26 protein-coding genes and 1 pseudogene are annotated in these 25760 nt (G+C 74.6%); 18 read left to right on the top strand and 9 right to left on the bottom strand.

Going from position 1 to position 25760, the window contains the following annotated elements; all coding sequences use genetic code 11:
- Positions 1-17 precede the first annotated feature (17 nt).
- Together ABZ641_RS04400 and ABZ641_RS04395 are read left to right on the top strand one after the other, a co-directional pair.
- The gene (locus tag ABZ641_RS04400) at positions 18-668 is read left to right on the top strand and encodes a helix-turn-helix domain-containing protein (RefSeq protein ID WP_344623436.1); all 651 of its coding nucleotides are present in this window, start codon (positions 18-20) and stop codon (positions 666-668) included.
- A gap of 64 nt (positions 669-732) precedes the next feature.
- Positions 733-1524: a hypothetical protein gene (locus ABZ641_RS04395; protein WP_344623464.1), complete on the top strand. Its 792-nt coding sequence runs from the start codon at positions 733-735 to the stop codon at positions 1522-1524.
- Between the two features lie 44 nt (positions 1525-1568).
- Here ABZ641_RS04395 and ABZ641_RS04390 read toward each other — a convergent pair whose 3' ends face one another.
- Positions 1569-2051, bottom strand: coding sequence for an Lrp/AsnC family transcriptional regulator (locus ABZ641_RS04390; protein WP_263105176.1), 483 nt, complete (start codon positions 2049-2051; stop codon positions 1569-1571).
- 214 nt (positions 2052-2265) lie between these two features.
- Between ABZ641_RS04390 and ABZ641_RS04385 the strand changes: the two genes are divergently transcribed.
- On the top strand, positions 2266-2811 hold the full coding sequence (locus ABZ641_RS04385; protein WP_359979076.1) for a VOC family protein: 546 nt from the start codon (positions 2266-2268) through the stop codon (positions 2809-2811).
- Between the two features lie 31 nt (positions 2812-2842).
- Here the strand turns inward: ABZ641_RS04385 and ABZ641_RS04380 are convergent, their stop codons facing one another.
- On the bottom strand, positions 2843-3388 hold the full coding sequence (locus tag ABZ641_RS04380; protein ID WP_344623438.1) for a hypothetical protein: 546 nt from the start codon (positions 3386-3388) through the stop codon (positions 2843-2845).
- 167 nt (positions 3389-3555) lie between these two features.
- On the opposite strand from ABZ641_RS04380, the gene ABZ641_RS04375 reads away from it, so the two are divergent.
- From ABZ641_RS04375 to ABZ641_RS04360, 4 genes are all read left to right on the top strand, one after another.
- Positions 3556-4272, top strand: coding sequence for a response regulator transcription factor (locus ABZ641_RS04375; protein WP_344623439.1), 717 nt, complete (start codon positions 3556-3558; stop codon positions 4270-4272).
- An 83-nt stretch (positions 4273-4355) separates the two neighbouring features.
- Positions 4356-5759 (top strand): HAMP domain-containing sensor histidine kinase, encoded by a 1404-nt coding sequence (locus ABZ641_RS04370; RefSeq protein ID WP_359979097.1) that lies wholly within the window; start codon positions 4356-4358, stop codon positions 5757-5759.
- Positions 5760-5960: 201 nt separating this feature from the next.
- Positions 5961-7484: a cellulose binding domain-containing protein gene (locus ABZ641_RS04365; RefSeq protein ID WP_344623440.1), complete on the top strand. Its 1524-nt coding sequence runs from the start codon at positions 5961-5963 to the stop codon at positions 7482-7484.
- A 227-nt stretch (positions 7485-7711) separates the two neighbouring features.
- A complete protein-coding gene (locus tag ABZ641_RS04360; protein WP_359979072.1) occupies positions 7712-9148 on the top strand; it encodes a glycosyltransferase 87 family protein in 1437 nt (478 codons plus the stop codon).
- A 322-nt stretch (positions 9149-9470) separates the two neighbouring features.
- Here ABZ641_RS04360 and ABZ641_RS04355 read toward each other — a convergent pair whose 3' ends face one another.
- On the bottom strand, positions 9471-9887 hold the full coding sequence (locus tag ABZ641_RS04355; RefSeq protein ID WP_344623442.1) for an SsgA family sporulation/cell division regulator: 417 nt from the start codon (positions 9885-9887) through the stop codon (positions 9471-9473).
- Positions 9888-10098: 211 nt separating this feature from the next.
- Here ABZ641_RS04355 and ABZ641_RS04350 point away from each other — a divergent pair, with 211 nt between their 5' ends.
- Positions 10099-12189 (top strand): RDD family protein, encoded by a 2091-nt coding sequence (locus ABZ641_RS04350; protein ID WP_359979070.1) that lies wholly within the window; start codon positions 10099-10101, stop codon positions 12187-12189.
- 133 nt (positions 12190-12322) lie between these two features.
- The gene (locus ABZ641_RS04345; protein ID WP_359979068.1) at positions 12323-13024 is read left to right on the top strand and encodes an RDD family protein; all 702 of its coding nucleotides are present in this window, start codon (positions 12323-12325) and stop codon (positions 13022-13024) included.
- A 136-nt stretch (positions 13025-13160) separates the two neighbouring features.
- On the opposite strand, the gene ABZ641_RS04340 is transcribed toward ABZ641_RS04345, so the two are convergent.
- Complete coding sequence (locus tag ABZ641_RS04340) at positions 13161-13433, bottom strand: hypothetical protein (RefSeq protein WP_344623445.1); 273 nt, start codon at positions 13431-13433, stop codon at positions 13161-13163.
- A 286-nt stretch (positions 13434-13719) separates the two neighbouring features.
- On the opposite strand from ABZ641_RS04340, the gene ABZ641_RS04335 reads away from it, so the two are divergent.
- From ABZ641_RS04335 to ABZ641_RS04310, 6 genes are all read left to right on the top strand, one after another.
- Positions 13720-14397, top strand: coding sequence for an endonuclease V (locus ABZ641_RS04335; protein WP_359979065.1), 678 nt, complete (start codon positions 13720-13722; stop codon positions 14395-14397).
- Between the two features lie 193 nt (positions 14398-14590).
- A complete protein-coding gene (locus ABZ641_RS04330) occupies positions 14591-15025 on the top strand; it encodes a hypothetical protein (RefSeq protein WP_359979062.1) in 435 nt (144 codons plus the stop codon).
- Between the two features lie 70 nt (positions 15026-15095).
- The gene (locus ABZ641_RS04325) at positions 15096-16466 is read left to right on the top strand and encodes a hypothetical protein (protein WP_359979060.1); all 1371 of its coding nucleotides are present in this window, start codon (positions 15096-15098) and stop codon (positions 16464-16466) included.
- A gap of 94 nt (positions 16467-16560) precedes the next feature.
- A complete protein-coding gene (gene mycP, locus ABZ641_RS04320) occupies positions 16561-18006 on the top strand; it encodes a type VII secretion-associated serine protease mycosin (protein WP_359979057.1) in 1446 nt (481 codons plus the stop codon).
- 90 nt (positions 18007-18096) lie between these two features.
- Positions 18097-18303 (top strand): hypothetical protein, encoded by a 207-nt coding sequence (locus ABZ641_RS04315; RefSeq protein WP_344623450.1) that lies wholly within the window; start codon positions 18097-18099, stop codon positions 18301-18303.
- A 61-nt stretch (positions 18304-18364) separates the two neighbouring features.
- A complete protein-coding gene (locus ABZ641_RS04310) occupies positions 18365-18811 on the top strand; it encodes an HIT family protein (RefSeq protein ID WP_344623451.1) in 447 nt (148 codons plus the stop codon).
- An 87-nt stretch (positions 18812-18898) separates the two neighbouring features.
- Here ABZ641_RS04310 and ABZ641_RS04305 read toward each other — a convergent pair whose 3' ends face one another.
- Entirely contained in the window at positions 18899-19387 is a 489-nt protein-coding gene (locus tag ABZ641_RS04305) for a GNAT family N-acetyltransferase (protein ID WP_344623466.1), read from the bottom strand.
- Positions 19388-19458: 71 nt separating this feature from the next.
- Positions 19459-19950 (bottom strand): GNAT family N-acetyltransferase, encoded by a 492-nt coding sequence (locus ABZ641_RS04300; protein ID WP_344623452.1) that lies wholly within the window; start codon positions 19948-19950, stop codon positions 19459-19461.
- Between the two features lie 591 nt (positions 19951-20541).
- Between ABZ641_RS04300 and ABZ641_RS04295 the strand changes: the two genes are divergently transcribed.
- Entirely contained in the window at positions 20542-21072 is a 531-nt protein-coding gene (locus tag ABZ641_RS04295) for a DinB family protein (RefSeq protein WP_359979054.1), read from the top strand.
- Positions 21073-21275: 203 nt separating this feature from the next.
- Here ABZ641_RS04295 and ABZ641_RS04290 read toward each other — a convergent pair whose 3' ends face one another.
- On the bottom strand, positions 21276-22358 hold the full coding sequence (locus ABZ641_RS04290; RefSeq protein ID WP_359979052.1) for a DUF2332 domain-containing protein: 1083 nt from the start codon (positions 22356-22358) through the stop codon (positions 21276-21278).
- A 104-nt stretch (positions 22359-22462) separates the two neighbouring features.
- Positions 22463-22894 carry a hypothetical protein gene (locus ABZ641_RS04285; protein WP_344623455.1) on the bottom strand — a complete coding sequence of 144 codons (432 nt, stop codon included), beginning with the start codon at positions 22892-22894 and terminating at the stop codon, positions 22463-22465.
- A 588-nt stretch (positions 22895-23482) separates the two neighbouring features.
- Between ABZ641_RS04285 and ABZ641_RS04280 the strand changes: the two genes are divergently transcribed.
- A complete protein-coding gene (locus ABZ641_RS04280; protein ID WP_359979094.1) occupies positions 23483-24532 on the top strand; it encodes a cation diffusion facilitator family transporter in 1050 nt (349 codons plus the stop codon).
- Positions 24533-24647: 115 nt separating this feature from the next.
- Entirely contained in the window at positions 24648-25541 is an 894-nt protein-coding gene (locus ABZ641_RS04275; protein ID WP_359979050.1) for a hypothetical protein, read from the top strand.
- Here ABZ641_RS04275 and ABZ641_RS04270 read toward each other — a convergent pair.
- Positions 25516-25760, bottom strand: a pseudogene (locus tag ABZ641_RS04270) (hypothetical protein); the annotation flags it as partial. The gene ABZ641_RS04275 and the pseudogene ABZ641_RS04270 sit on opposite strands and share 26 nt — an antisense overlap.

Raw genomic sequence — 25760 nt, 5'->3', positions numbered from 1 at the left:
GAAAGGACTTGCGCGTCGTGACTGCCGAAACCTCCCAGACCCTGGACCGAGGGGTCCGGGTCCTCAAGCTCCTCGCCGACTCCGAGCGCGGCCTGACCGTGACCGAGCTCGCCGCCCGGCTCGCCGTCAACCGCACCGTCGTCTACCGGCTGCTGGCCACCCTGGAACAGCACGGCCTCGTCCGCCGCGACATCGGCGGCCGGGCCAGAGTCGGCCTCGGGGTGCTCCGCCTCGCCCACCGCGTCCACCCGCTGCTCCGCGAGGCCGCACTGCCGGCCCTGCGCAGCCTCGCCGAGGACCTCGGCGCCACCGCCCACCTCACCCTGGTGGACGGCAACGAGGCGCTCGCCGTCGCCGTCGTCGAACCCAGCTGGACCGACTTCCACGTCGCCTACCGGACGGGCCTGCGCCACCCGCTCGACGAGAGCGCCGCCGGCCGCGCCATCCTGGAGGCCCGCGGCTTCCCCAGTCAGCGCCGCCCCGACCAGGGCTTCGTGATCACCCGCGCGGAGGAGCAGTCCGGCGCGAGCGGCGCCGCGGCCGCCCTGATCGGCCTCAGCGGCATCGAAGGCAGCGTCGGCGTCGTGATGCTCAACGGCCTGGTGCCCGAGCGGGTCGGCCCGCGCGTCGTCGAGGCCGCCACCGAGGTCGCCGACGCGCTGCGCTGACCCCGTACCGCGGGCCCGGCGGCACCGCCGGTGTGGTTCGATGCGGGATGTGTCTCCTGCGAAGCTGCCCACGGCCCTGACCGCCCCCAAGACCCGCGCCCTGGCGCTGTGCACCGTCCTGGTGCTCGCGCTGTTCGGGGTCACGGCGTTCGTGCCGCTGCCGTTCACGCTCACCCAGCCGGGCGTCACCGCGAACACCCTCGGCAGCTACAACGGGGTGCCGGTCATCACCGTCACCGGCACCCCGGTGCGGACCACCGGCGGCGAGCTGCTCGCCACCACCATCTCCGCCACCAACGCCGGTGAGAAGATCAGCTTCCGCGACGCCCTGCGGGCCTGGATCCGCGAGGACGAGGCGGTGCTGCCGACCGAGGCCGTCTACCCGCAGAGCAACCCCGGCAAGGCCGAGCAGGAGACCGCCCAGCAGATGGCCGAGTCCCAGGACAGCGCCACCGCCGCCGCCCTCTCCTACCTCCACCTCTCGCCGTCCCAGGTCACCGTGAAGATCGACCTCGGCGACATCGGCGGCCCCAGCGCCGGCCAGATGCTCAGCCTCGGCATCATCGACAAGATCGCCGGGAACGGCCGCGGCGGCGACCTCACCGGCGGCCGGGTGGTGGCCGGCACCGGCACCATCGACGACCAGGGCGTGATCGGCGCGGTCGGCGGCGTCGCCCTGAAGACCCGGGCCGCCGCCCGGGACGGCGCCACCGTCTTCCTCGTCCCCGCCTCGGAGTGCTCCGACGCCAAGGTCGACACCCCGCAGGGCCTGCGGCTGATCCCGGTGGCGACCCTCGCCTCCGCCGTCGCCGCACTCGACGCCCTCGACGGCGGCGGCTCCGTGCCCAGCTGCTGACCCCGCGTCGGGGCCGCTCCGCGGGCGGCCCGGGCCGCGCCGGGTCACTCCCGGGCGGCCTGCTCCACCAACGGCAGGATCCGGTACGGCACCGGGTTCTCCAGGGCGATCGCGGTGGACGCCCGGACGATCCCGTCGAAACCCACCACCCGGTCGATCACCCGCTGCAGGTCCGCGTTCGACCGCGCGACGATCCGCACCAGCATGTCGCCCTGCCCGGTGATCGTGTGCAGCTCCAACACCTCCGGCACCGCCGCCAGATGGGCCCGCACGTCACTGCCCTGGCCCTGCGAGATCTCCAGCGTCGCGAAGGCCGTCACCGGGTAGCCGAGCGCCGCCGGATCCACCTGCGGACCGAAACCCCCGATCACCCCGCGTGCCTGCAGCCGGTCCAGCCGGGCCTGCACCGTGCCGCGCGCCACCTGCAGCCGCCGGGAGCACTCCAGCACACCGATCCGCGGCTCCTCGCTCAGCAGCCTGATCAGCTTTCCGTCGAGTGCGTCGATCGCGTCGTTGGGTGAGTGCACAACCGCTCCGTCCGCCGGCCGGTCCGACGGTCGGTCGTCCCGGTGGGCAATCTGTCCAGTGGGTGCGGCCATTCTCCGGCCCCCGGGGGCACCTTGCCCAGGAGGAAACGGAACAGTTGCGCGCCCCGAGGAGCCGCGCCACCCTCCTGCACACCCCGGCGGGCGGCCGCTCCGCCCCCGAACCGTCCCCGGGGCGACCCGGGGAGGCCCTGCCATGACCGCGCACATCGCCAACACCCGCTACGCCCTCCGCCCCTGCCCCTCGCCCGGGGCACCGCCCACCGGGGCGGGCCCGCTCGCCGCCACCGACGCCCTCGTCCTCGCCGTCCGCGACGCCCGCCGCGCCGCCCACCACTACCGCACCGCCCTCGGCCTGCACTGCACCGCCTACACCGGACCGGAGACCGGCAACCCGCAGCTGCGCGCGTACGTCCTGGAGGCCGGCGGCGCCCGCTGGGTGGTCAGCTCGCCCGCCGGCACCGGCGGCAGGCTCGCCCGCCACCTCGCCGAGCACGGCGAGGGCGTGCTGGAGGTCGTGCTGCGGGTGCCGGACGTGCACTGGGCCTTCGACTACGCCGTGGACCGCGGCGCCGCGGCCGTCACCGAACCCCACGAACTGAGCGACCGCCACGGCACCGTCGTGCTCGCCGCCGTCGGCGACGGCGGCCCCGTCCGCCACACCCTGGTCGACCGGACCGACTACACCGGCCCCTACCTCCCCGGATACGTCGCCCGCCCCGGCGCCGGCTCCGCCGCCTGATCAGGCGCCGGACGGCGGGAGCGGCGGGAGGTCAGCGGACGACGGTCTGGACGTCCGGCGGGTGGCCGTTCCAGGTGACGAACACCGAGTTGGCCTTGTCGTCCTTGGAGAAGTCGATCCGCATCCAGTGGTCGCCGTTCCACACCTGGACCTGCCAGCCCGCGTCCGGCGTCGCCGAGACCAGGTCCGCCCGGTCCGGGTGGATGTCCAACGCCACCCGGCCGCCCGGCACCAGGTAGCTGCGCACCGAGGACGGCGACGGCGGCTTCACCGTCGGCGAGGCCGACCGGATCGGACTCGGCAGCGTCGGCGCCGCCGACGGCGAGGGCGGTGCCGAGGACGCGGAGGGCGAGGGGTCGGCCGGTGCGGTCGACCCCGGCTCCTCGCCCGAGTCCGTCGCCGAGGCCGCCGGCGGCAGGCTCGCCGCCGCCTGCGTCGTCGAGGACGGCAGCGGCACCGCCTGCGGCCGCTCGAAACCCGCCTCGGTCAGCACCGTGTGCACGCCGTACCAGGACAGCGCCACCGCCGCTCCGGTGGCCACCGCCCAGGCGCCGATCTGTACCAGTCCGCTCCGCATCGTCCGCACATCCTGCCGCATCCCGCGCGGCCGCAGCGCCCCGGGCCCGGCAATCCTGTGAAAGGTTGCGGCAACCCTGTGAAACGTCCGCGCCGGAGCACGGGCAATCAACGCATAACGCCCGAGGTACAGACCAATGGGGGGCCCATGCCGTACCGTGCAGGGCCATGGCAACAGTGCTCGTGGTCGAGGACGACCCCTTCGTACGCTCCGCGCTGATCCGACACCTCGCCGAGACCGGCCACGCGGTGCGCAGCGTGGGCACCGCGTTGGAGGCACTGCGGGAGGTCGCCCAGGTCGGCTGCGACCTGGTGATCCTCGACCTCGGCCTGCCCGACCTCGACGGCAGCGAAGCGCTCAAGATGATCCGCGGCCTCACCAACGTGCCCGTCATCATCTCCACCGCCCGCGACGACGAGGCCGAGATCGTCCGCCTGCTCAACGCCGGCGCCGACGACTACCTCGTCAAGCCGTTCTCGCCCGAGCACCTGACGGCCCGGATGGCAGCCGTGCTGCGCCGCCTCGGCGGCGGCAGCGCCCCCGCCCCGCAGGTCCTCCGGGTCGGCGGACTCGCCATCGACGTGCAGCGCCGCGAGGCCGCGCTCGACGGCCGGTCGCTCGACCTGACCCGCCGTGAGTTCGACCTGCTGGCCTTCCTCGCCGCCCGGCCCGGCGTCGTCGTGCCGCGCAAGGAGATACTCGCCGAGGTCTGGCGCCAGACCTACGGCGGCGACCAGACCATCGACGTGCACCTGTCCTGGCTGCGCCGCAAACTCGGCGAGACCGCCTCCCGGCCCCGCTACCTGCACACCGTCCGCGGCGTCGGCGTGCGGCTGGAGGCCCCGAGCGGCACGGTCGCCGACCCGGTGGGCCGCCTGACATGACGCCCCCCGGCACCGGGCCGACCGGCGGGGACGCCACGGCCGCGGACACCTCACCCGCCACGAGACCCCGCTTCACCCGCTCGCTGCGCTGGGCCCTCGTCAAGGCCGCCGTCGCCGGCACCACGATGGTCGCGCTGGCCTTCCTCATCCCGCTCGGGCTGATGGTCCAGCAGACCGCCAGCGACCGCGCCTTCACCGCCGCCGAACGCCAGGCCGCGGCCCTCGGCCCGGCCCTCGCCATCACCACCGACCAGGACCCGATCGCCCGCGCCGTCGCCTCCACCGACGCCGGAGCGCACGACCGGATCGCCGTCCACCTGCCCTCCGGCGGCCTCGTCGGCGAGGGCCGGGCCGCCGCCGCCGACCTCGCCACCGCGGGCGGGGACCGCAGCGACGGCAGCGGACGGGCCTTCACCGTCCGGGTCGCCGGCGGCTTCGCCCTGCTCCAGCCGGTCGCCGTCGAGGGCGGCCGGATCGCCGTCGTCGAGGTGTACGTCGCCGAGGCCGACCTCAGCCGCGGCGTCGGCACCGCCTGGCTGGTGCTCTCGCTCGTCGCCCTCGCCCTGGTCGCGATCGCCGTCCTGGTCGCCGACCGGCTCGGCGCCCGGATCGTCGGCTCCGCCCGCCGCCTCGCCGGCGCCGCCCGCTCGCTCGGCGCCGGCAACCTCGCCGTCCGGGTGCCCGTCGACGACGCCCGCGCCAAGGGCGCCCCCGAGGAACTCCGCGAGGCCGGCCACGCCTTCAACGCGATGGCCGACCGGGTCGTCCACCTGCTCGCCGCCGAACGCGAACTGGCCGCCGACCTCTCGCACCGGCTGCGCACCCCGCTCACCGTGCTGCGGCTCAACGCCGCCTCGCTCGGCAACGGCGACGCCGCCGACGCCACCCGGCACGCGGTCGCCCAGCTGGAACGCGAGGTCGACCAGATCATCCGCTCCGCCCGGCGCGGCCGCGACGAGACCCCCGCCGTCCAACTCGGCTGCGACGCCGCCGAGGTGATCCGCGAACGGGTCGGCTTCTGGTCCGCGCTCGCCGAGGACGAGGGCCGGCCCTGGCAGCTCGCCGGCGCCGACGCACCCGTCCACGTCCCCGTGCAGCGCGGCGACCTCGCCGCCGCCGTCGACGCCCTGCTCGGCAACGTCTTCCGGCACACCGCCATGGGCACCGCCTTCTCCGTCGACGTGCTCGCCACCGAGAGCTCCGTCATCGTGCTGGTCGGCGACGCCGGACCGGGCTTCACCGACCCCGAGGCCGCCATCGAACGGGGCTCCGGCCACGGCGGCGAGGGCTCCACCGGCCTCGGCCTGGACATCGTCCGCAAGCTCACCGAGGCCACCGGCGGCGACCTCGCCCTCGGCCGGTCCGCCGGCCTCGGCGGCGCCGAGATCCGGCTGCGCCTGCAGACCCGCCCGTCCGGCGACACCCCGCGGGCCGGCCGGCGGCGGCGGGTACGGCCCGGCCGCCGCCGCACCGCCGGGGTCGAGTAGCGGACCGCGGGTGTGCCGTGGCCTGTCGGGCCGTGGGGCCCGGCCGCGCCCCACGAGGCCGGGGCCCTGGCCTTAAGAGCTCCCTAAGAGAGGCTCACCCCTTCCTGAGCAGCGGTTTCACGGGGTTTACGGGCCGGTAGCGTCGGCGGCGCCCGGGTCGGCCAGGACCCGGCCCGACCCCTCTCAGCGGAGGTACCCGACATGCCGAGCCAGCCCGTCCGACGCCAGGGCCACCGCCGTCGCAGCCGCAAGGGCGCCGTCCTCGGGGCCTCCGCGATCGCCACCGTGCTCGTCGCGGGCGGCGTGGCCGCCCTCGCCTCGTCCGCCAGCGCCGCCTCGCTCGGCGCCGTGTACAGCCGCACCAGCACCTGGGACAGCGGCTACACCGGCCAGTACGTGGTCAGCAACTCCACCTCCGCCGCGATCGACGGCTGGACGCTCAGCTTCGACCTGCCGGCCGGCGCCAAGATCTCCTCGCTGTGGAACGCCAGCTACACCGCCTCCGGCCAGCACGTCACCGTGAAGCCCGAGTCCTGGAACAAGCGGATCGAGGCCGGCCGCACCGTCGACGTCGGCTTCGTCGTCCAGGGCTCCGGCGGCGCCCAGGCCGAGCCCGGCCACTGCCTGATCAACGACGTGTCCTGCAGCACCGGCCCCGCCCCCACCCCCTCCGGCCGGCCCACCACCGCCACCCCGAAGCCGACCCCCAGCCCCACCGGCAGCACCACCAAGCCGACCGCCACCCCGACCCCCACCGCGACGAAGACCACCGCCTCGCCGACCCCCACCAGCACCGGCACCCCCGGCGGCGGCCGCTTCGCCCCCTACGTCGACACCTCGCTCTACCCGGCGTTCGACCTGGTCGGCACCGCCAAGGCCACCGGCGTGAAGCACTACACCCTCGCCTTCGTCGTCTCCGGCGGCGGCTGCACCCCGAAGTGGGGCGGCGTCAGCGACCTCAACACCGACGCGGTGGCCGCCCAGATCGGCGCGCTCCGCGCGGCCGGCGGCGACGTCCGGGTCTCCTTCGGCGGCGCCAACGGCAGCGAGCTCGCCACCGCCTGCTCCTCCGCCGGCGAGCTCGCCGCCGCCTACCAGAAGGCCGTCGACGCCTACGGCCTCACCAAGGTCGACTTCGACGTCGAGGGCGGCGCCCTCGCCAACACCGCCGCCAACACCCGGCGCGCCCAGGCGATCGCCCAGCTCCAGCGCACCGCCGCCGGCAAGGGCAAGGCCCTGGACGTCTCCTTCACCCTGCCGGCCCTGCCCAGCGGCCTGACCCAGGACGGCATCAACCTGGTCTCCAACGCCAAGGACAACGGCGTGCAGGTCGGCGCGGTCAACATCATGGCGATGGACTACGGCGACGGCGCCGCCCCCAACCCGCAGGGCCGCATGGGCAAGTTCGCCATCGACGCCGCCACCGCCACCCAGGCCCAGATCAAGGGCGTCCTCGGCCTCTCCGACAGCGCCGCCTGGGCCAAGACCGCCGTCACCCCGATGATCGGCGTCAACGACGTCGCCAGCGAGGTCTTCACCGTCGCCGACGCCACCCAGCTCGCCGAGTTCGCCAAGACCAAGCACCTCGCCTGGCTGGCCATGTGGTCCGGCACCCGCGACAAGGCCTGCCCCGGCGGCGCCAAGGCCTTCGCCGACGCCACCTGCAGCAGCATCGACCAGCAGCCGCTCGCCTTCACCCGCGCCTTCGGCGCCTACACCGGCTGACCGACCCCGCGACCGCGCGCGGCGCCCGTCCGCCCGCACGCAGGCCGCGGAACACGGCGGCACCCTCCGGAGCACGGGGCCGGAGGGCGCCGCCCTGTCTCCGTCCCGCCGCCCCGCCGGCCGCTGCTCCGACCTGTGGAGCGGCGGCCGTCCGCCGTCGTGGCCTGGGGGTCCGCGGGACGCGTCGGGTAGTGTCGCAGCTGGTTCACCGGCGGACGGAGCGGAATGTGACAGCGGTGCGCGAGGCCGACCGGACGGCCGACCGGCAGCCCGAACAGCAGTCCCGGCCCACCCCGGACACCGGACGCCGACAGCTCCGGAACCCGCTCCGGGCCCCGCTGCAGGCCCTCCGCGCGGCCCCGCGCGGCCCGCTCACCGCGGCCGCCGCCCTCGCCGTGGTCTCGCTGCTCGCCTACGCCACCGTCCGGCACTTCGTCGGCACCTCGATGGTCGACATGATCGTCTACCGGGCGGAGGGCGCCGCCGTCGCCGACGGCCACGACCTCTACGCGCTGCGGGTCACCGAGTGGAACCTGCCCGCCACCTATCCGCCGTTCGCCGCGATGCTCTTCGTGCCGACCACCTGGTTCGGCATCGGCGTCCTCCGGGTCGCGATCACCGCCGGCAACGTCGTCCTGCTCGGCGTCCTCGCCCACCTCTCCTTCAAGCTCGTCGGCTGGCCCCGCCGGGAGGTGCGCCCGATCGGCATCCTGCTGGTCACCGGCCTCGGCGTCTGGCTCGAACCGGTCTTCACCACCCTGCGCTACGGCCAGATCAACCTCGTCCTGGCCTGCCTGATCCTCTGGGACCTCAACCGCCCCGACAGCCGCGGCACGGCCGCCGCCGGACCGCTGCACCGCCTCCCCAAGGGCGTCGCCATCGGCATCGCCGCCGGCATCAAGCTCACCCCCGGCCTCTTCGCCGTCTACCTGATGATCACCGGCCGCGTCCGGGCCTCCCTCACCGCCGGCCTCACCTTCCTCGGCACCTTCGCCCTCGGCGCCCTGCTGCTCCCCGACGCCACCTGGGGCTTCTGGACGAAGTACCTCTACGACTCCAGCCGCGTCGGCAAGACCGAGATCGTCGACAACCAGTCCGTCCGCGGCGCCGTCGCCCGGCTGCTGCACACCGCCGACCCCGGCACCCTGGCCACCCTCGCCGGTGCCACCGTCGCCGTCGCCGGACTCGCCACCGCCGCCTGGGCCCACCGCAGCGCCCGCTGGCTGCCCCGCGGCGAGGCCTGGGGCATCTGCTGCGCCGCGGTCACCGCCGTCCTCATCTCGCCGATCAGCTGGACCCACCACTGGGTCTGGTGCGTCCCGGTGCTCGTCCTGCTCGCCGCCGAGGCCGCCCACGAACGCTCCCGGCCGGTCGCCGTCCGGCGGCTCCGGTGGCGGCCGATCTTCGGCGCGACGCTGCTCGCCTTCCTCTCCTTCGCCATGTGGGTCGTCCCGCACAAGGGCGACCTCGACCAGCACCTCGCGCCGCTCGCCCAGATCCCCGCCGCGGTCTACCCGCTGGTCGGCGTCGGCTTCCTGGCCGCTGCCGCCGCCCGGGTCGCGGCGCGCCGCCGCGCCGCCGGGGAGCCGCTGCTGCGACTGCCCGAACAGCGCCCCGGCTCCTGGGCCGACGGCCGCCGCTCCGAGGGGCGCGTCCGCGCCTAGGGCGCGACTTCACAGGCGTACGGATGCCTCACAGGGGCCTCCTGGGGGCGCGTGGGGGCACCTGACTGCCCGCGGCCTCCGAAGACCGGCTCCAGGGCCTCCCGCACGGACGTACGGCGTCGGCACGCCCCCGCGGCGTGCCGTGGCCGTCCGGACCGTCCCGCTCGTCCCGTCCGATCGGTGGCCGTACCCGGCGAGCGGTCGGCGGCGCCCCACCGGCACGCCGCAGGGCCCGGCACGCCGCAGGGCCCGTTCACCCGGGCGTGAAGCCCAGCGGCCGGGTGACCGTTCACCCGGGCGTGGGGCCGCTCGCGCCCGCCGTTCACGCCAGCAGCTCGGCCAGGCAGTGGTCCATGTCCAGGGCCGCCAGCTCACCGCCCGGCGGAACCAGCCGGTGCGCCCGCTCCAGCCACCCGGCCACCGGTGCCAGCGGCGCCTCCAGCAGCGCGTCCCCCGCCGGGGAGCTCAGCGCCAGGCACAGCACCCCGCGCCGCCCCGACCGCTTCGGCCAGATCCGGACGTCGCCCTGCCCGCACGGCCGGAACGTCCCCTCCACCAGCAGCTCCCGTGCGAACACCCAGGTCACCGGGTTGCCCGTGTCCAGGTGGAAGGTCACGTGCACCGCCAGCGGGTCGTGGCTGCCGTACGACAGCCGGGCCGGCACCGGAACGCTGCGCTCCGGCGACAGCACCAGCTCGACGTCCAGCTCCAGTTCCACCACGCTCGGGGTCTGCTCCATGGCCGGATCCTCTCCGCTCGACCGGGCCGCCGTTCGGCCCCTCGGGAGAGGAGAGCGGCCCGCCCGCGCGCTCTTACACGGGTTCGGGAAGGAGTGTTTTTCCGGAGAACCCACGGGAAGGGCGGGGCGGAAGTACTACCCTTTGTGACTGCCTGGCGACTGTCCGCCTGCGCTCCAAGCGTCATCGGCGCTGCCACGAAAGAAGAACCGCATGACGGACCGACCCAACGGCGGCGCTGCGGACACCGCCGTCGGCCCCATGCCGGGCTACTACCCGGACCCGTCCATCCCGGGTTTCGTCCGTTACTGGGGTGGCACCGGGTGGGTCCCCGGCACCACCCGCCCCGCGCCCGCCGAGGGCGAGGTGCTGGAGCCGCCTCGCATCGTCAGCCGGCAGACCCCGCCGCTCGTCCCGCCGACCGCCGCCCCGCCCGTCGCCGTGCCGGCCTCCGCTCCGTCGGCCGCCCCGGGCGCTTCCGCGGGCGCTGCACCGGCCGTGCCGTCACCGGCCGGGCCTCCGGACGCCGAGTCCGGGTCCGCGTCCAGCGGGTCCGGTTCCGGTTCCGGATCCGCCGAGTCCGGGTCCGGGGCCGCGTTCGCGTCCGCCGAGCCTGCAGGGGCCGAGCCCGCACCAGGTGAACCCGCACCGGCCGGGGTGCCGGCACCGGCGATGCCGTCGCTGCCGGACTGGCCGTCCCCGCCGCTCTCCGACTCGGACACGCAGACCGGGCCGGTGTACTTCGACGAGACGTCCGCCGGGGCCTCGTTCGTGATGGCCGCCCACGCCGAGGTCGAGCTGCGCCCCCGCGCGGACGTCGCACCGGTGCGGGCCGGGCAGCCCGCCCTGCGCCACGTTCCGCCGACCCTGGTGCCCCCGCCGGCCGCGGTCGTCGTCCCGTCCGCCCGCTCGGCTCCGCCCGAGGCCCTGCCCGAGACCCTGACCCCGGCGGCGCAGCCGTCCGCCGCGCAGGAGGCGGAGGAGCGGATCCCCGCGGCGCGGTCCGGCGGGTCCGGGTGGCAGGCCGATCCGAGGGCGCAGCGCGGCCTGCTGGAGACCGGTGCGGCCCCGCGCTGGGTGTCCTGGGGCGTGCTGCCGACCGGCGCGGAGGTTGAGCTCGGCGAGGTCGAGCACGCGGCCGCGCCCCCGTCCTTCCCGGCGCCGGCCCCCGTCCGGGCCCCCCAGGCCCTCCAGGCGGCACCCGGCGCGGTCGCCGCCCCCGAGGCCGAGGCGGCCGAGGCGCAGGCCGCGGAGAACTCCGCGGTGCACTCTGCGGCGCCCGAGCCGGTGGTGGCGGAGGAGGAGCCGGAGGCGCCGCCGACACCCGAGGCGACGGTCGAGGCCGAACCCGACGTGCCCGCCGTGACCGAGCCTGCTCCCGCGGAGCCTGTCGCGGCCGAGGCGGTGCCTGCGGTGGAGGCGTTGTCGGAGGTCCCGTCCGTCGAGCCTGCGCGTACGGTCTCCGAACCGGCTCGGCGTGAGGAGCGGGTGCCGAGGGAGGCGTCCGCCACGGCGCTCCGGCCGGAGACTGCCCGGTCGGCGGCTCCGCAGCGCGCGGCGTCCCGTTCCCCGGAGCCCGGCGCCGGCGCGGCGGCCGCCCCGCGGGTGGCCGAGCGGCCCGCAGCGGCCCGCCGTCCGTCGACACAGATGTCGTCCGCACCGGCCCCGTCGGGGCAGGCCCCGTCCGGTCGGCGTGCTGCCGAGCAGCGCCCCGCCGAGCAGCGCCCGGCCGCGGCGGCACGCAAGGGGGCCCCGAAGCAGGCGACGAAGCAGGCATCGAAGCAGGCGCCGAAGCCGGCCGCGCTGCAGTCCGCCGGGCTCGGCCGCCGGCTGGCCGCGCGGATCGTAGACTCCCTGCTGGTCCTGGTGGTGGCGGCCGCGGCCGGGGTGCCGCTCGGCACGGAGGCCGTCGCGCACGTCCGGGAGAAGCTCGACCAGGCGCGGGCGGCCTCCGCGCTGGCGGGCCACGAGGTGCGGGTCTGGCTGGTCGACGGCGTCGTCCTGGGCAAGGCGGGCGTCCTGATCGGCGTCCTGGTGGTGTTCGGCGTGCTGTACGAGGTGCTGCCGACGGCCCGGACCGGCCAGACCTTCGGCAAGCGGCTCGTCCGGATCCGGGTGGTCGACGCCCGAGGGGGCGGCAGCGGGCGGCGCACACCGCCCTCGTTCGGCCGATCGCTGGTGCGATGGGCCGTCAGGCAGCTGTCCGTGCTGATGCCGGTCGGCCTGCTCTGGCCGCTGTTCGACCGGCGGGCCCGCCGCGGATGGCAGGACCGGGCGGCCGCCACCCGCGTGGTGAAGGGCTGATCGGACGTCACCGCAGGGCGCGCCGTCGGCACGCTGTCGGCGCCTCTCCGGGCGGTCGTGAGCCGTTCGGCAACCCCGCCAAAACGTACCGGATATGCCGATTCCGCGGCATATCCGATGTTCTACTCGGTGCATGAGCACCAATGACCCCTCAGGCCAGGAGCCGGAAGGGGGCGGCAAGCCCTCCTTCGACAAGCAGCCCCCGCAGGAGGGCACGCCGTCGGGTGCGCCGTCCGACCCGTACGGTGCGCCGCCGCCTCCGCCGCCGACGGGCAGCCCGTACGACACCCCCGGCGACTTCACCGGGACCTACGGTGCCCCGCCGCCCGGCTTCGGGACGGGACCCGGCCACGGGGCGGCACCGCCGCCGACCCCCGGTACGGCGCCCGGTGCCGGTCCGGTGCCCGGGATGCCGCCGCTCGGCGCCTGGCCCAACCGGATCGTCGCCACCCTGGTGGACTTCGTCCTGGTCGAGGCGGTCGCCGTGGCGCTGGTGGTCCCGTTCGCCAGCTTCGGCAAGCAGGACGGCTGGGTCGGTGCGACCTGGCTCGGCTACCTGCTCTGGCTGGTCTACGGCGGCCTGATGCTCGGCCGGGACGGCCAGACGTTCGGCAAGAAGCTGATGAAGGTCCGGGTCGCCATGCTCGCCGACGGGAGCGTGCCCGGCCCGGCGGCCGCCTGGACCCGGGCCGCGGTGTTCATCGTCCCCGCGCTGATCTGCTGCGGCGGACTCTGGTGGCCGATCGACGGCCTGTTCGGCGTCTTCGACAAGCCGTACCGGCAGTGCATCCACGACAAGGCGGCGAAGACGGTGGTGGTCTCCACCGCGGTCTGACGCCCACCTTACCGAGCCGGTCCGGCCAGTCCGGGCAGAGCCGGTGGAACGATCCGCGGGCCACCGCCGGGGTCAGGACCGGCCGCGGCCCGCGGAGGCAGGTGCGGTGCGGAGGCAGGTGCGGTACGGCGGACGGTCAGGACCGGCCCGCGTACTCCGGCCGGGGCCCGGGCACCGTCGCCGCCTCCCGGGCCGGCTCCGCGCCGGCCGGCACACCGCGGTCGGTGCGCCGCTGCGCGGAGAGCGTCATCAACAGCGCCGTTGCGAGCGTTCCCAGTGCCACGGCGAAGGCCACCAGCACCGCGACCTCGAACACGCCCGTGGACCCGGAGACCGCCAACAGGGCGACGGCCGATACGACGACGGTGAAGGTGCCGGTGCAGATCTGAGGGAGCGTCGGACGCGGCATGGCGGTCAGTCCTTCATGCGGAGTCGGTGGGGGAGCCCGGTCGGGGGCCAGGTCGGGGCTCAGGTCAGTGTCGGGGCAGTGCCTGGTCGATGGGCCCCGGAGAGGGCCCTTCGGAGGTCTACCCAGCACGGCGGACCTCTACGTCCAGCGTAATCCCGCATATGCCGGGCATGAGGGGCGCACGGGTTCACGACCGGCCGCCCCCGATGCCACGGCGCTGCGCCCCTGCCCGGCCGGGGTCGGTACGGTGATCGTCGGAACACCGTCATGACACTTGGGGGAGATTGTGAGCGTTCCCGCCGACTGGCCGGTCGAGGAGGCCGAGGCACTCGCCGTCCAGAAGCGCCTGAGGCCGCTGGTGTCCGCGACCGGACCCGCGCCCGCGGTGGGTTCGCTGGTGGCGGGCGTGGACGTGGCCTACGACGACGAGCGGGACGTGGTCGCCGCGGCAGCCGTCCTGCTCGACTACGGCACGCTGGAGGTCGTCGACGAGTCCACCGCCGTCGGCCCGGTCGCCTTCCCCTACCTCCCCGGCCTGCTGGCGTTCCGTGAACTCCCGGCCGTACTGGAGGCGCTCGCCGCCCTGCAGCACGAGCCCGACCTCGTGGTCTGCGACGGGTACGGGCTCGCCCACCCCCGCCGCCTCGGCCTGGCCAGCCACCTCGGCGTCCACACCGGACTGCGGACCATCGGCGTCGCCAAGACCCCGTTCACGTTCACCCACCAGGCGCCCGGCCCCGAACGCGGCGCCTGGTCGCCGCTGATGGACGCCGGCGAAGAGGTCGGCCGGGCCGTCCGCACCCGGCAGGGCGTCAAGCCGGTCTTCGTCTCCGTCGGCCACCGCATCGGCCTGGCCGAAGCGGTGGAGACCACGCTCGCCCTCACCCCTTCCTTCCGCCTCCCCGAGACCACCCGGCGCGCCGACTCGCTCTGCCGCCGCGCGCTGGCGGCCGCCGTCGCCTGACGGGCCGACAGTTCACGGACCCGGCCCAGCCGCAGGTCAGCCGGGAGGCCCGGCCCGGCCAGTGAGGGGTTGGTTTTGGCCCGACGTGGCATGTGTTAGACATAAGGGTCAAGACCCGGGTCATGACGCCAGGAAGTACGGGGGAGGCACGAAAGACGTGAGCACGGGGAGCGGTTCCGGCTACCGCGTGGAAGTGGACAACCTGCGCGCCTTCGCGTCGCAGGTACGGGGACTGTTGGGCGAGTTCGAGTCCGCCGCGGGCGGCTCCCGGGTGCACAGCCAGAGCGGGGTCAGCCGCAGCGCATTCGGCACCTTCTCCGAGGCCGAGGCGCTGCACGCCAAGTATCAGGACATGCGGGACAGCCTGCGCGAGGTCCTCGATGCGCTTCAGCAGGCAATCGAGGAAGCCCAGCACAAGGCTGAACTGACAGCACGGAACTACGAGGAGCAGGAGCACGAGACCTCCCACGCCCTCAAGGTCAACTCCGACGGCTGGTCCGTGGGCAGCACTGCTGCGCCCGTTACCGCGGCCTACCGGTCGAACAGCGCCGCCGGTCCTGCGGTGGGCCCGAAGGGTCCCGCGGGGAGTTCACCGGCAGGTAGCGGGGACCCGCAACCGTCGTGGTAGTGAACGATGTCCTGAACAGGGACAGTCAGCTTGAGGCCGATTTCGGGACGGGGACGGAAGGCGTCCGAGCATGAGCGGATACACGAACTTCAACGGCTACAGCCACGGTGACATGCGCGGCATGGTCCAGTCGATGGACTCCGGCGGCGTCATGGCGGCCAGCGACCCCTGGCGCAAGGCCGCCGACACGCTCAAGCAGATCCGCACGGCGCTGAACACCGCCTCGGCGGACGCCACCTCCTCGTGGGAGGGCGCGACCAGCGACGCCTTCTACGCGAAGATGAGCAGGCTCGCGAATGCCGTCAATAACGCCGCAGCCTATGCCAATGACGCGGCACAGACCATGCAGATGATGTCCGAGGCGATCGACACCGCCAAGCGGGACATGCCCGAGGAGCCGAGCTTCTGGGACAAGGCCGGCGACGCGCTCAGCGACACCGCCAAGTCGACCGTCGGCGTTGACGACGAGGACACCAGGACCGCCGTCACCGACGAGAAGAAGGCCCAGGCGGTCGCGGTCATGGAGACGCTTGCGGCCAAGTACCGCACGGCGACAGCGAATCTGAAGCCGCCCAACCGTATCGGTCGAGAGGACATCGAGGACCTTCAACCGCCGGACTCGTCCGCAGCGTCGGCCATCAGCGGCCTGCTGGTCGGTGGCGGCCTCGGTCTCACCGGCGGCTCCGGCTCGGGCACCGGTTCGGGCTCCTCCACGACCCGCCGGTCCTCCTCGACGGCCTCGCCGCAGTCGCCGAAGACCTCCACGGCCCGCATCACCGACAGCGGCATCAGCGGCGGTACCGCGAACCCCACCCCCAAGCCCAAGACGCCGACGCCTGTTGGACCGGGCACCGGTATCGACGGTGCCACGGTGACCAACCGGCCGCCCACCACGAGCGGCCCCGGCACCGGTCCCGGTCACACCGGCCCGGGCGGCGGTGGCGGGGGCCAGCACGGGGGCGGCGGCGTCTTCGACACCGGTCTGGGTGGTGGTGGCGGTCGCGGCGGTACTGGTGGCACCGGCGGCACGGGTCTCGGCCGCGGTGGATCCGGTGGGACCGGAGGCAGCCTCGGCCGTGGCGGTAACGCCTTCGGTTCGGGTGGCATGGGCGGCGGCAACGGCCTCGGCTCGGGCGCCGGTGGTCGGTCGGCCGGTGGCGGCGCGGGCGGAAGCCTTTCGCGTCGCGGTGGCGGCGTGGTCGGCGAGCCCGGGGCGGGCGGCGCCGGACGCGGCTCCTTCACTGAGGGCGGATCGGGCCTCGGGCGCAACCGCCCGGGACAGGGCGCTGCCGGAGCGGGTGGCCAGGGCCACGGGATGCCCGGCTCGCAGGCCGGCAAGAAGAAGGACAAGAAGGACGACAAGCGGCGTCCCGACTACCTCGTCGAGGACGAGGAGACCTGGGCGTCGGGGGAGCGGGTCAACCCCGACGTGGTGGAATGATCCCCAGCACCCTCAGGTGCACCCACAGCTGATCGGGCGTCTCGTCGCTGCTCCCGCGACGAGACGCCCACCGGACGGATGAGGTGACGACGGCTTGACGACCAACCGACCGATGCGGGGTATGGCCGTGCTTGCTGCGGGCGCCCTGGTGTGGGGAATCGGTGCCGCACCGGCGAGCGCGGACACCGTTCGCGACGGCCAGTGGCCACTGAACAACTACCACGCCACGAAGGATGTCTGGCCGATCAGCCAGGGGGAAGGCGTCACCGTAGCCGTCATCGACAGCGGAGTCGCCGAACACCAGGACCTTTCGGGTCAGGTGCTTCCTGGCACGGACTGCTCCGGTGAAGGTTTGGACTACAAGACCGACAAGGTCGGTCATGGAACGGCCATGGCCAGCCTGATTGCCGGGCACGGCCACGGAGATCAGGCCGGGGTCATGGGCCTGGCGCCGAAGGCCAAGATCCTGCCGGTTCGGATTGGAACCTTCGACGTCGACAGCGGAAGCATGGTGTCCGGCAACCTGGCTGAGTGCCTGAGGTATGCCGTTGATCACGGTGCACGGGTCATCAACATGTCGATCTCCGGTTCGAGTGCTGAGGCTGGGGTCCGAGATGCCGTCAAGTACGCCGTCGAAAAAGACGTAGTGGTGGTCGCATCTGCGGGTAACACGGGTGGAGACCATCCTGTTGAGTACCCGAGCGCGTTCCCCGGCGTGGTGTCGGTCGGTGCCGTGGATCAGCAGGGCAACATCTGGTCCAAGTCGAACAGCGGTCCCGAGGTGACCCTGGCCGCACCCGGCGTGGACATCTACAGTGCGACCGCCAAGTCGTCCTCCAGCTACGGCAAGGGCAACGGCACCTCCGGCGCGGCCGCCTACGTCTCCGCCATCGCCGCGCTCGTCCGCTCGAAGTACCCGAACCTCTCGGCGGGCCAGGTCATCAACCGGATGATCAAGTCGGCTATCGCTCCTCCGGACAAGTCGCCCGTCCCGAACAGCAAGTACGGCTACGGCATCGCCTCCGCCAAGGGCGCGCTCGCGCCGAACCCTGCGGTCGACAACGGGCCGAAGGAGAACCCGCTGCTCACCCGGGTGGAGTCGCAGGCGGACCCGTCGGGCAAGCCGTCCTCCGCGGCGTCCAAGCCGGCCCCGGGCAACAGCACGGCACCCGGTGACAGCTCCGCCGCGAAGGAGGACGGCGGCATCCCGGTGTACGTGCTGGCCATCGTCGGTGTCCTGGCGCTGGTGGTGATCGGCGGCGTGATCGTGCTGGTCCGGCGGTCGCGCGGCAACGGCAGCGGCGGTGGCGGCAACGGTGGAGGCGGTGGTGGCTTCGTGCCGCCGACCCCGCCGCCGTACGGTCCGGGTGCTCAGCAGTTCCCGCCGCAGCAGCAGGCGCCGTACGCCGGTCAGGGGCAGCCCCAGCAGTCCTCGTACGTGGGCCAGGGCAACGGCCAGCCGCAGCAGTTCGGCTCCTCGCAGCCGTACCAGCAGTACCCGCCGCAGCAGCCTCCGGCGGGCGGTAGCCCCTACAGCTGACACGCCTACGAACGGCGGAAGGTTCGCAGGTCACGACGGCCCTTCGGGTACTGGTGGACTACTTGTCCCCAGTACCCGAAGGGCCGTCCGATGTTCAAGAAGCTCTGCGCCGTTCTCGCGCTCGCCGCTGCCGCCACCGTGTTCGCCGCTCCGGCGCCCGCGTTCGCGGACGGGCCCAAGACGCCCGAGGAGGCGGCGGTCTGCGAGGCGATGCTGTCGTCGGTGTTCCCCGGTCTCGGGCAGGCTGCGATCGACGCGATCTGTGCGGTCCAGGACGACGACACCACCACCGGCTGAACAGCCGGGGTTTCCACAATCGTTGATTACGGACGGCTGTCGCCGCACTAGGCTCGCGGCCGTGGATTGTTACACATGTGTTCGCACAGGAGACCCGGAAGGCCTGCCTCCGCGCGAGTCGATCGCCGGGGACGAGCACTGGCGGGTCGCCCACGCCTTCGGTTCCGCGCTGCCGGGGTGGCTCGTCCTGCTGCCCCGGCGGCACGTCACGGCGGTCGCCGAGCTGACCGACGCGGAGGCCGCCGGCCTCGGTACCTGGCAGGTCCGGCTCTCCAGGGCGCTCGCCGAGGTGACGGGCTGCGCGAAGACGTACGTCGCGCAGTTCGCCGAGGCGGAGGGCTTCGCCCACGTGCACTTCCACGTCGTGCCGCGCAGCCCCGACCAGCCGGAGGAACTGCGCGGGCCGCGGGTGTTCGGTCTGCTCGGCAAGGACGCCGCCGCCGCGGTCGGCCCGGAGGAGATGGACCGGCTGGCAGTCCGGCTCCGGGCAGCGTTGGCGGCGGGCTGACGCAGCCGGTAGGCCGTCCGGCTCCGGCTCGTGCCCGGTTCCCGTTTCGGCCTCGGCCTCGGCCTCGGCTTCGGCTTCGGCTTCGGCTCAGAGCCTGCGGTACATCACCAGCAGGTCGACGTAGCCGAGTTCGGCGTGCAGGAAGCCTTCGGGGACGGTGCCGACGGTCTCGAAGCCCAGGGACTTCCACAGCGCCACGGCCCGGTGGTTGGTGGCGACGACGGCGTTGTACTGGATCGCCCGGTAGCCGTCGGCGTGGGCCTGGGCGATGACGTGCTCGCCGAGGGCGCGGCCCACTCCGCGCCGGGCGTGGCGCGGGTCGACCATGAAGCCCGCGTTGGCGATGTGCGAGCCGGGGCCGCCCTGGTTCGGGTGGGTCTCCGCGGTGCCGAGGACAGTGCCGTCGGCGTCCACGGCGACCACCGTCCGGCCCGGTGGCTGCTTGAGCCACATGTCGCGGGCGTCGGCCTCGGAGATGTCCCGGGGCCAGGTGTAGGTGTCGCCCGCCGCGACGATGTCGCGGAGGAACGGCCAGATCGCGGGCCAGTCGGCCGGGGTGGCCGCACGGATGGTCATGCCGGCGGGGGTGGCCGGTGGGTCGTGTGCGGTCTGCGCCGTGGTCGTGGTCGTGGTCGTGCCGTGCTCGGTCATACCAGCTCCTTCGAGAACCAGAGCTCGGCGTACGGGTCGTCGCCGTAGGGGTCGGTCGGGCGGTAGCCGAGGCAGGTGTACAACGCGATCGCCTCGGTCAGGTCGCGGCGGGTGTTGAGCAGCATCCGCCTCACCCCGCGGGCCCGTGCGACCTCCTCGGCGGCGGTGACCAGACGCCGTCCGGCGCCGCCGCGGCGGGCGGGCCGGGTGACGAACACGCGTGTCAGCTCCCCGGTGTCCGCCGCGAGCCAGCGGACTCCCGCGCAGGCCACCGGTGCCCCGCCGGCCCTGGCGACCAGGAAGACTCCGCGGTCGCCGAGCAGGTCGGCGCCGTCGCCGGCCTCGTGGGCGATCTCCGCCTCCTCGGCGGGCCGGCCGTAGTAGCGGCTGATCAGCTCGTCCAGGTAGGCGTGCAGCACCGTGCGGGCGTCGGGATCGTCGACCGGCGCGGGAGCGATGGACCAGGTATCGGGGGCAGCGACGTTCACTTCGTCATTCTCGGCGGACGCCCTCGGCCGCGCGCAACGCATTTTCGGGCCTCGGCCGTCCGCTGCCCGCCGCCTGCTGCCCCTGGGCCGTCCGGCGGTACGGGCCGGGGGCGGACCAGCGGGATCACTCGAAGGTATGAAGGATCTCCGGAACAGCCGAGTTATCCACAGGCTGGGGGCGGATCACGTCGGGGCCGTCCGGATCGTGCTGCCATTGGGGCCATGAACGAGGACCTCCTGATGCCCCGCATCCCCGGCATTCGCCGTTCCCGTCGCCCGGTCCGACGTGCGGTCACCGGCCCGTCCGGCCCGCTGGTCGAGCCCGGCAGGCCGCACCGGGCGCCGGTCTGCTCACGGTGGGTCTGCTCGCCGTGGCGGGCCTGCCGGGCCGCCGCCGGAACGGCCGGCGCGAGGCCGGCCCGCGATATCCGGCCGCCGCCGCGCGCCGCCGTGCACCGCCGCCCGAGGAGTGCGCCCTCGCGCTCCGTACCGACCCGGTGACCTGCGGAGAGGGCCAGGTGGCAGCATCTTGGCGGTGGCTGGCGTTCCCGCCACTGGTGGCGCGGGAACGGCCGACGGCATCCTGGACGCATGATCACTCCTGACACCAAGGACTGGACCTGGGTCCTCGAGCGCTCCTGCGACGACTGCGGCCTGGACACCCCGGCCGTCGTCCGCGAGGACGTGCCGGGCATGGTGCGCGCCAACGCCGCCGAGTGGCAGCGGCTGCTCGCGGACGACCCGGCCGAGCTGCGGTGCCGTCCGCAGCCCGACGTCTGGTCCACGCTGGAGTACGCCTGCCACGTCCGGGACGTCTTCCGGCTCTTCGACCGGCGGCTCGTGCTGATGCTCACCGAGGAGGCCCCGGCCTTCGCCAACTGGGACCAGGACGCGACGGCGGTCGCCGAGCGCTACGCCGAGCAGGACCCGACCACCGTGAGCGCGGACCTGGCCGCCGCGGCCGAGCAGTTGGCGCAGTCCTTCGCCGGGGTGTCCGGCGAGCAGTGGCAGCGCACCGGTCTGCGGAGCGACGGTGCGCGGTTCACCGTGGACAGCTTCTCGCACTACCTGATCCACGACCCGGTGCACCACCTGTACGACGTCACCGGCGTCCGCCTCTGACCCGTGCCGGACCCGCTCCGGCCGCAGGGCCGGTCCTGCCGCAGGGCCGACCCTGCCGCCGCCTGCGGCAGGGCCGGGCCCCACGGGCCTGCCCACCGCCTCCTGAGGCAGGCGCACGACTTCCCGTCCGGGCTGCAGTCCCAGGCCGCCGGGCCACTGCCTCAGGCCGCCGGGCCACTGCCTCAGGCCGCCGGGCCACTGTCTCAGGCCGCTGTCCAGCCCGGTTCGGCGGGCCAGGCGGGCAGCCCGTGCGGGGCGGCCTCGGCGAGCAGTTCCACCGGGCCGGTGCCGCTCCGGACGGCGAGCACGAACCGGTGCCGGTCGCCGATCCGCCGTGGCTCGAAGGCGACGTGGACGAACGGCGCCGTGGGAGAGGAGGAGGCGGCCAGCCGCGCCAACTCGTCCTCCACCCGCGCCCATTCCTCCGCGGGGACGTACTGGCGCATGACGGAGTGCCAGACCACGGTGAGCATGCCCTCGGCCACCTCGGCACCGGCCAGGAAGTCGGCGGCGCCCATGGCCTCGACCCGGGTGGGCACCTCCGCCGCCAGCCGGAGCGCACCCTTCAGCCGGGCCGTGCGGGCCGGCTGGTCGGGCCACAGGTAGGCGCGGAGGGCCAGCGAGCCTTCCGCCGAGCGCGGGTCGATCGGAGCGAGGTCGCAGCCTCGGCGTTCGGCGAAGGCCAACGGCTCGGCCCGGGCGGGCAGCCAGGACGGCGGTGTGCCGCGCCAGGCGTCCGGCAGCTGGACCGGCGAATCGGCGGGCCCGCAGGAGTAGCCGGGGGAGGAGCAGTGGAAGCGGTCGGCCAACTGGTTGAGACCGGCGCTCGACCCCAGTTCGATCAGCCGGATCGGCAGGCGGCGCTCGCCCAGGGTGTGCAGCAGACCGGCGATCAGCAGGTTCGAGCGGCCGACCTCGTTGGTCTGCGGCGGCCGGGTCAGCCAGTCCCGTACCCACGGCAGGTTGTCGGCGACGGCCTGCCGGAATGCGGGCCAGGCGGTGTCGGGCCGCGCGGGGTCGACGCTGCCGCCGGCGCTCGGGTAGTGGGCGGCGAGCTCCGGGGCCCGGCCGGTGAGGACCAGGGCGTGCACGCCGCCCAGCAGCCGCAGTGCCACGGCCTGCGGCCCGGCGTCGTCCTCGTGGCCGGCGACGGCCGCCGCACAGGGCCCGCCCTCGCGGACGTCGGCCGCAGCGGCGTGCAGCAGGGCGGCGTAGAGCGGGGAGCCGAGTTCGGCGCAGGCGACGGCCTGCTGTTCGAACACGGCGACGGTGTGCTCGATGGACACGTGGGTTCTCCGTCCGGTCGACTGGAGATCATCATTCGCCCGCGCGGTACCGTCCGGCAGTAGGGCGTGCGGTGATTCGGATCACCGGTTTCCCGTGACCCGGGTCACCACTCCTGGGGCATGCGGCGCAGGGCGTGGCGGAGCTGCCCGGCGACGCTGGCGGTCTCCGCACCCACCACGTCGGCGATCTCGGGTGCGGCCAGGCCCACCACGTAGTGCAGGATCGCGAGGTCCTCGTCGGCCGGCGCCGGGCGGTGCTCGGCGAGCGGCTCGCTGTTCGGGCGTTCGCACTCCGCGACCGTGCTCCGCAGGATCTGCCAGGCGATGGCGGTGGGGTTGGAGCTGCCCAGGACCTCGGGCCACACCTGGGCGAGCGTGCAGAACGCCTGGTCGACCACCCGGCCGGCCGCGGTCGGCTCGTGGAACCAGACCTTGGCGTAACTCAGGTAGCGGGGGCGGTGCAGTTCGCAGAACGCCGCGAACTCCAGGGGCATGGCTGCCAGACCGGTGTCGGCGGCGGGGCTGATCGATACCATGGCAGGGACATGACGATCAGTCACATCAGCCTCTCGATCTGGTCGCGTCGGAAGGGTAGCCCGGTGCTCACTCTAGGCCCTCGCGCGGCCGCTTTGGGTGACAAGCCCCGTCGGGGAGAGCGGGAACCGGCCTGAGCTCGCTGCGATATGACGGCCAATCAGCCAACCTGTCGGGGCCTCCGGCAGGTGCGAGGGTATCGCACCTGGTCACGGAGGGTACGGCGGTGATGGCTGCAGCGGTGTCGATGTGCGACCGTGGGGCGCATGACGGATCCGGCGCATCCATCCGATCACCCGCACCCCCCGCGGACCGCACCCGGCGGAGACCCGCACTCCCGGGGTCCGCACGGCCGGGATCCGCGCACCCGGGCGCCGCGCGACCCCGCCGAGCGCCTCTCGGACGCGCATGTGGACGGCGCGCGCCCCCAGGGCGCCGTCCCCCACGGCACCCGCCTCCGGGACCGTCCGGTCCACCACGTCCACCCCCACGAGCCGCACCGGCCCATCCAGCCCAACCAGTCCCACGAGCGCCCCTGCCACGACGCACACGACACGAACGACGAACGCGACGAACACGTCCTGCGCGACGTGCACGACGAACACGAGCACCGTCACTGCCACCGCACCCACGGCCGCGGCGCCCCCGCCCGACTCGGCCACCTGCTCCGCCCGCACACCCACCATGCCTCCGAGAAGGTCGACGAGGCCGTGGAGACCTCCGCCGACGGGCTGCGGACCCTGTGGATCTCGCTCCTCGTCCTCGCCCTCACCGCCGTCCTGCAGGCGGGTGTGGTGGTGCTCTCGGACTCGGTCGCGCTGCTCGGCGACACCGTGCACGACGCGGCCGACGCGCTCACCGCCGTCCCGCTCGCCATCGCCTTCCTGCTCGGCCGTCGCGCCGCCACCCGCAGCTTCACGTACGGCTACGGACGGGCGGAGGACCTCGCAGGGGTGGCCGTGGTGGCCACCGTCGCGGCGTCCGCCGTGCTGGCCGCCGTGACCGCCGTCGACCGGCTGCTCCACCCGCAACAGGTGGGCCACGTCTGGGCGGTGGCGGCTGCGGCGGTGGTGGGCTGCCTGGGCAACGAGTGGGTGGCACGTTACCGCATCCGCACCGGGCGCCGGATCGGTTCGGCCGCGCTGGTCGCGGACGGCGTCCACGCGCGCGCCGACGGGCTCACCTCGCTGGCCGTCCTGCTCGGTGCGGGGGGCTCGGCGCTGGGCTGGCAGGTCGCCGATCCGCTGGTCGGCCTGGTGATCACCGTGGTGATGCTGGCGGTGCTGTGCAGCTCGGTGCGCGAGGTCGGGCGCCGGCTGATGGACGGGGTCGAGCCCGCGCTGGTGGATGCCGCCGAGCGCGGGCTGCGAGGGGTGGACGGGGTGCGGGCGGTCGGCGCGCTGCGGATGCGCTGGATCGGCCACGCGCTGCGCGCCGAGGCCGAGGTGGCGGTCGACGGCTCGCTCACCGTGGCGGAGGGCCACCGGGTCGCGGAGGCCGCCGAGCAGGCGCTGAAACGGGCCGTGCCGCGCCTGGTCGCGGCGACCGTTCACGTCGATGCAGAGGAACCGGCCGGGCCGGAGGAGGAGGCGAGGGCGGTGGCCGCGGAGTCGGCGGCGGTGCGCGCCGCCCTGCGCTGACGGCCTCCGGGCCGCCGTCGGGGCCGCCCCTGACCCGGCGTCAGGGTGCTGTCCGGGCGCCGTCCGGGCTCTCACCGATGTCGGCCGGAGGGCCCCGGGCAGCAGGCTGGCCGCCATGGAAACCCACGCCGCTCAGAACGCCGACCGCTCCCGCCGCCCCAGCCGCCCCAGCCGCCCCCGCCGGATCCGGCGGGCCGGGATCGCCGCCGTCACCGTCCTCGCGGCCACCGGCCTCGCCCTGGCCGCCCCCTCCGCCGCACAGGCGGCCGACACCGTCCCCGCCGCCTACACTCCCGCCGCCGCAGGCCCTGCGGCGTCCACGGCCGCGGCGTCCACGGCCACGGTGTCCACGGCCACGGTGTCCGCTGCGACCCCAGAGGCCGAACTGGCCGCGCTGGAGGCCGGCTACGCCGACTGTCCGGAGCTCCCGCAGGGGGTCGACCCGGCCCGCTGGCGGTGCGAGGTGCACCTGGCCACCCCGAAGCTGCGTCTGGGCGCCGCCGACCTCCCGGCACTGCGGCCGATCATGATGGTGCACGCCGAGGGCCCGCTAGCGGACGGCACGCCCGGGCAGGTCTGGGGCGCCTGGCACGGCGGCGGCCCGGTGGTGGTGCCCGGCGGCCTGACCGGCACCCCGGCCGGGGACCGCAGCCCGGTGCTCGGGCTGTCGCTGGAGGCGGAGTACGGCGGCGCCTCGGACTTCTACACCGGCAGCATGGAGATGCGCTTCCGGCTCTCCGGCCCGCTGCTGCCGGACGGTTGCGAGATCGGGCGGAGCGCGCCGGTGAGCCTGCACTTCCAGCGGGCGGGTTCCTCGGAGTGGGTCTCCCGGAACCCGCCGCTGATCCACTTCTCCGCGTACGACGACGGCTTCGCCGCCCCCGCGCCGGAGGGCTGCGGCCCGCTGACCGGGCTGCTGTCCCACCGGCTCGGCCTTCCGGCGGCGAGTGGCAACCTGCTCTCGTACGACGCGAGTTACACCTTCAGGACGTACGACCGGCTGCACTGACGGCACCGACGGCACTGCCGACACCGACAGGGCTGCCGGCGGTGTGGCGGCCGTGTCCGCCGGCCCGTCGGCCGGCCGCGGCCGGGACGCCGGACAGCTCGCGGACGGCGGCACCGGCCGGCGCCGCACCGGCCGTGCCCGCGCTGTTGGCCGCCAGTGCCGCCGCGCCGGCCGCGGCCGCGGTGGAGACCACCATGGCGTTGGGCTCGGCGACGCCCG

Origin of the sequence: Kitasatospora sp. NPDC007106, assembly GCF_040634455.1 — a bacterium.
GTDB lineage: Bacteria > Actinomycetota > Actinomycetes > Streptomycetales > Streptomycetaceae > Kitasatospora > Kitasatospora arboriphila.
The sequence above is the reverse complement of the archived record's forward strand: the minus strand, read 5'-3'. Positions and strand labels throughout refer to the sequence as shown.

What these genes read in the sequence shown, in the direction of transcription:
- ABZ641_RS04385 (WP_359979076.1), top strand. Translation starts at nt 2,266, where the DNA reads ATGACCGCGCACATCGCCAACACCCGCTACGCCCTCCGCCCCTGCCCC.
- ABZ641_RS04380 (WP_344623438.1), bottom strand. Translation starts at nt 3,388, where the DNA reads ATGCGGAGCGGACTGGTACAGATCGGCGCCTGGGCGGTGGCCACCGGA.
- ABZ641_RS04375 (WP_344623439.1), top strand. Translation starts at nt 3,556, where the DNA reads ATGGCAACAGTGCTCGTGGTCGAGGACGACCCCTTCGTACGCTCCGCG.
- ABZ641_RS04365 (WP_344623440.1), top strand. Translation starts at nt 5,961, where the DNA reads ATGCCGAGCCAGCCCGTCCGACGCCAGGGCCACCGCCGTCGCAGCCGC.
- ABZ641_RS04355 (WP_344623442.1), bottom strand. Translation starts at nt 9,887, where the DNA reads ATGGAGCAGACCCCGAGCGTGGTGGAACTGGAGCTGGACGTCGAGCTG.
- ABZ641_RS04350 (WP_359979070.1), top strand. Translation starts at nt 10,099, where the DNA reads ATGACGGACCGACCCAACGGCGGCGCTGCGGACACCGCCGTCGGCCCC.
- ABZ641_RS04345 (WP_359979068.1), top strand. Translation starts at nt 12,323, where the DNA reads ATGAGCACCAATGACCCCTCAGGCCAGGAGCCGGAAGGGGGCGGCAAG.
- ABZ641_RS04340 (WP_344623445.1), bottom strand. Translation starts at nt 13,433, where the DNA reads ATGCCGCGTCCGACGCTCCCTCAGATCTGCACCGGCACCTTCACCGTC.
- ABZ641_RS04325 (WP_359979060.1), top strand. Translation starts at nt 15,096, where the DNA reads ATGAGCGGATACACGAACTTCAACGGCTACAGCCACGGTGACATGCGC.
- ABZ641_RS04315 (WP_344623450.1), top strand. Translation starts at nt 18,097, where the DNA reads ATGTTCAAGAAGCTCTGCGCCGTTCTCGCGCTCGCCGCTGCCGCCACC.
- ABZ641_RS04305 (WP_344623466.1), bottom strand. Translation starts at nt 19,387, where the DNA reads ATGACCATCCGTGCGGCCACCCCGGCCGACTGGCCCGCGATCTGGCCG.
- ABZ641_RS04295 (WP_359979054.1), top strand. Translation starts at nt 20,542, where the DNA reads ATGATCACTCCTGACACCAAGGACTGGACCTGGGTCCTCGAGCGCTCC.
- ABZ641_RS04285 (WP_344623455.1), bottom strand. Translation starts at nt 22,894, where the DNA reads ATGGTATCGATCAGCCCCGCCGCCGACACCGGTCTGGCAGCCATGCCC.
- ABZ641_RS04275 (WP_359979050.1), top strand. Translation starts at nt 24,648, where the DNA reads ATGGAAACCCACGCCGCTCAGAACGCCGACCGCTCCCGCCGCCCCAGC.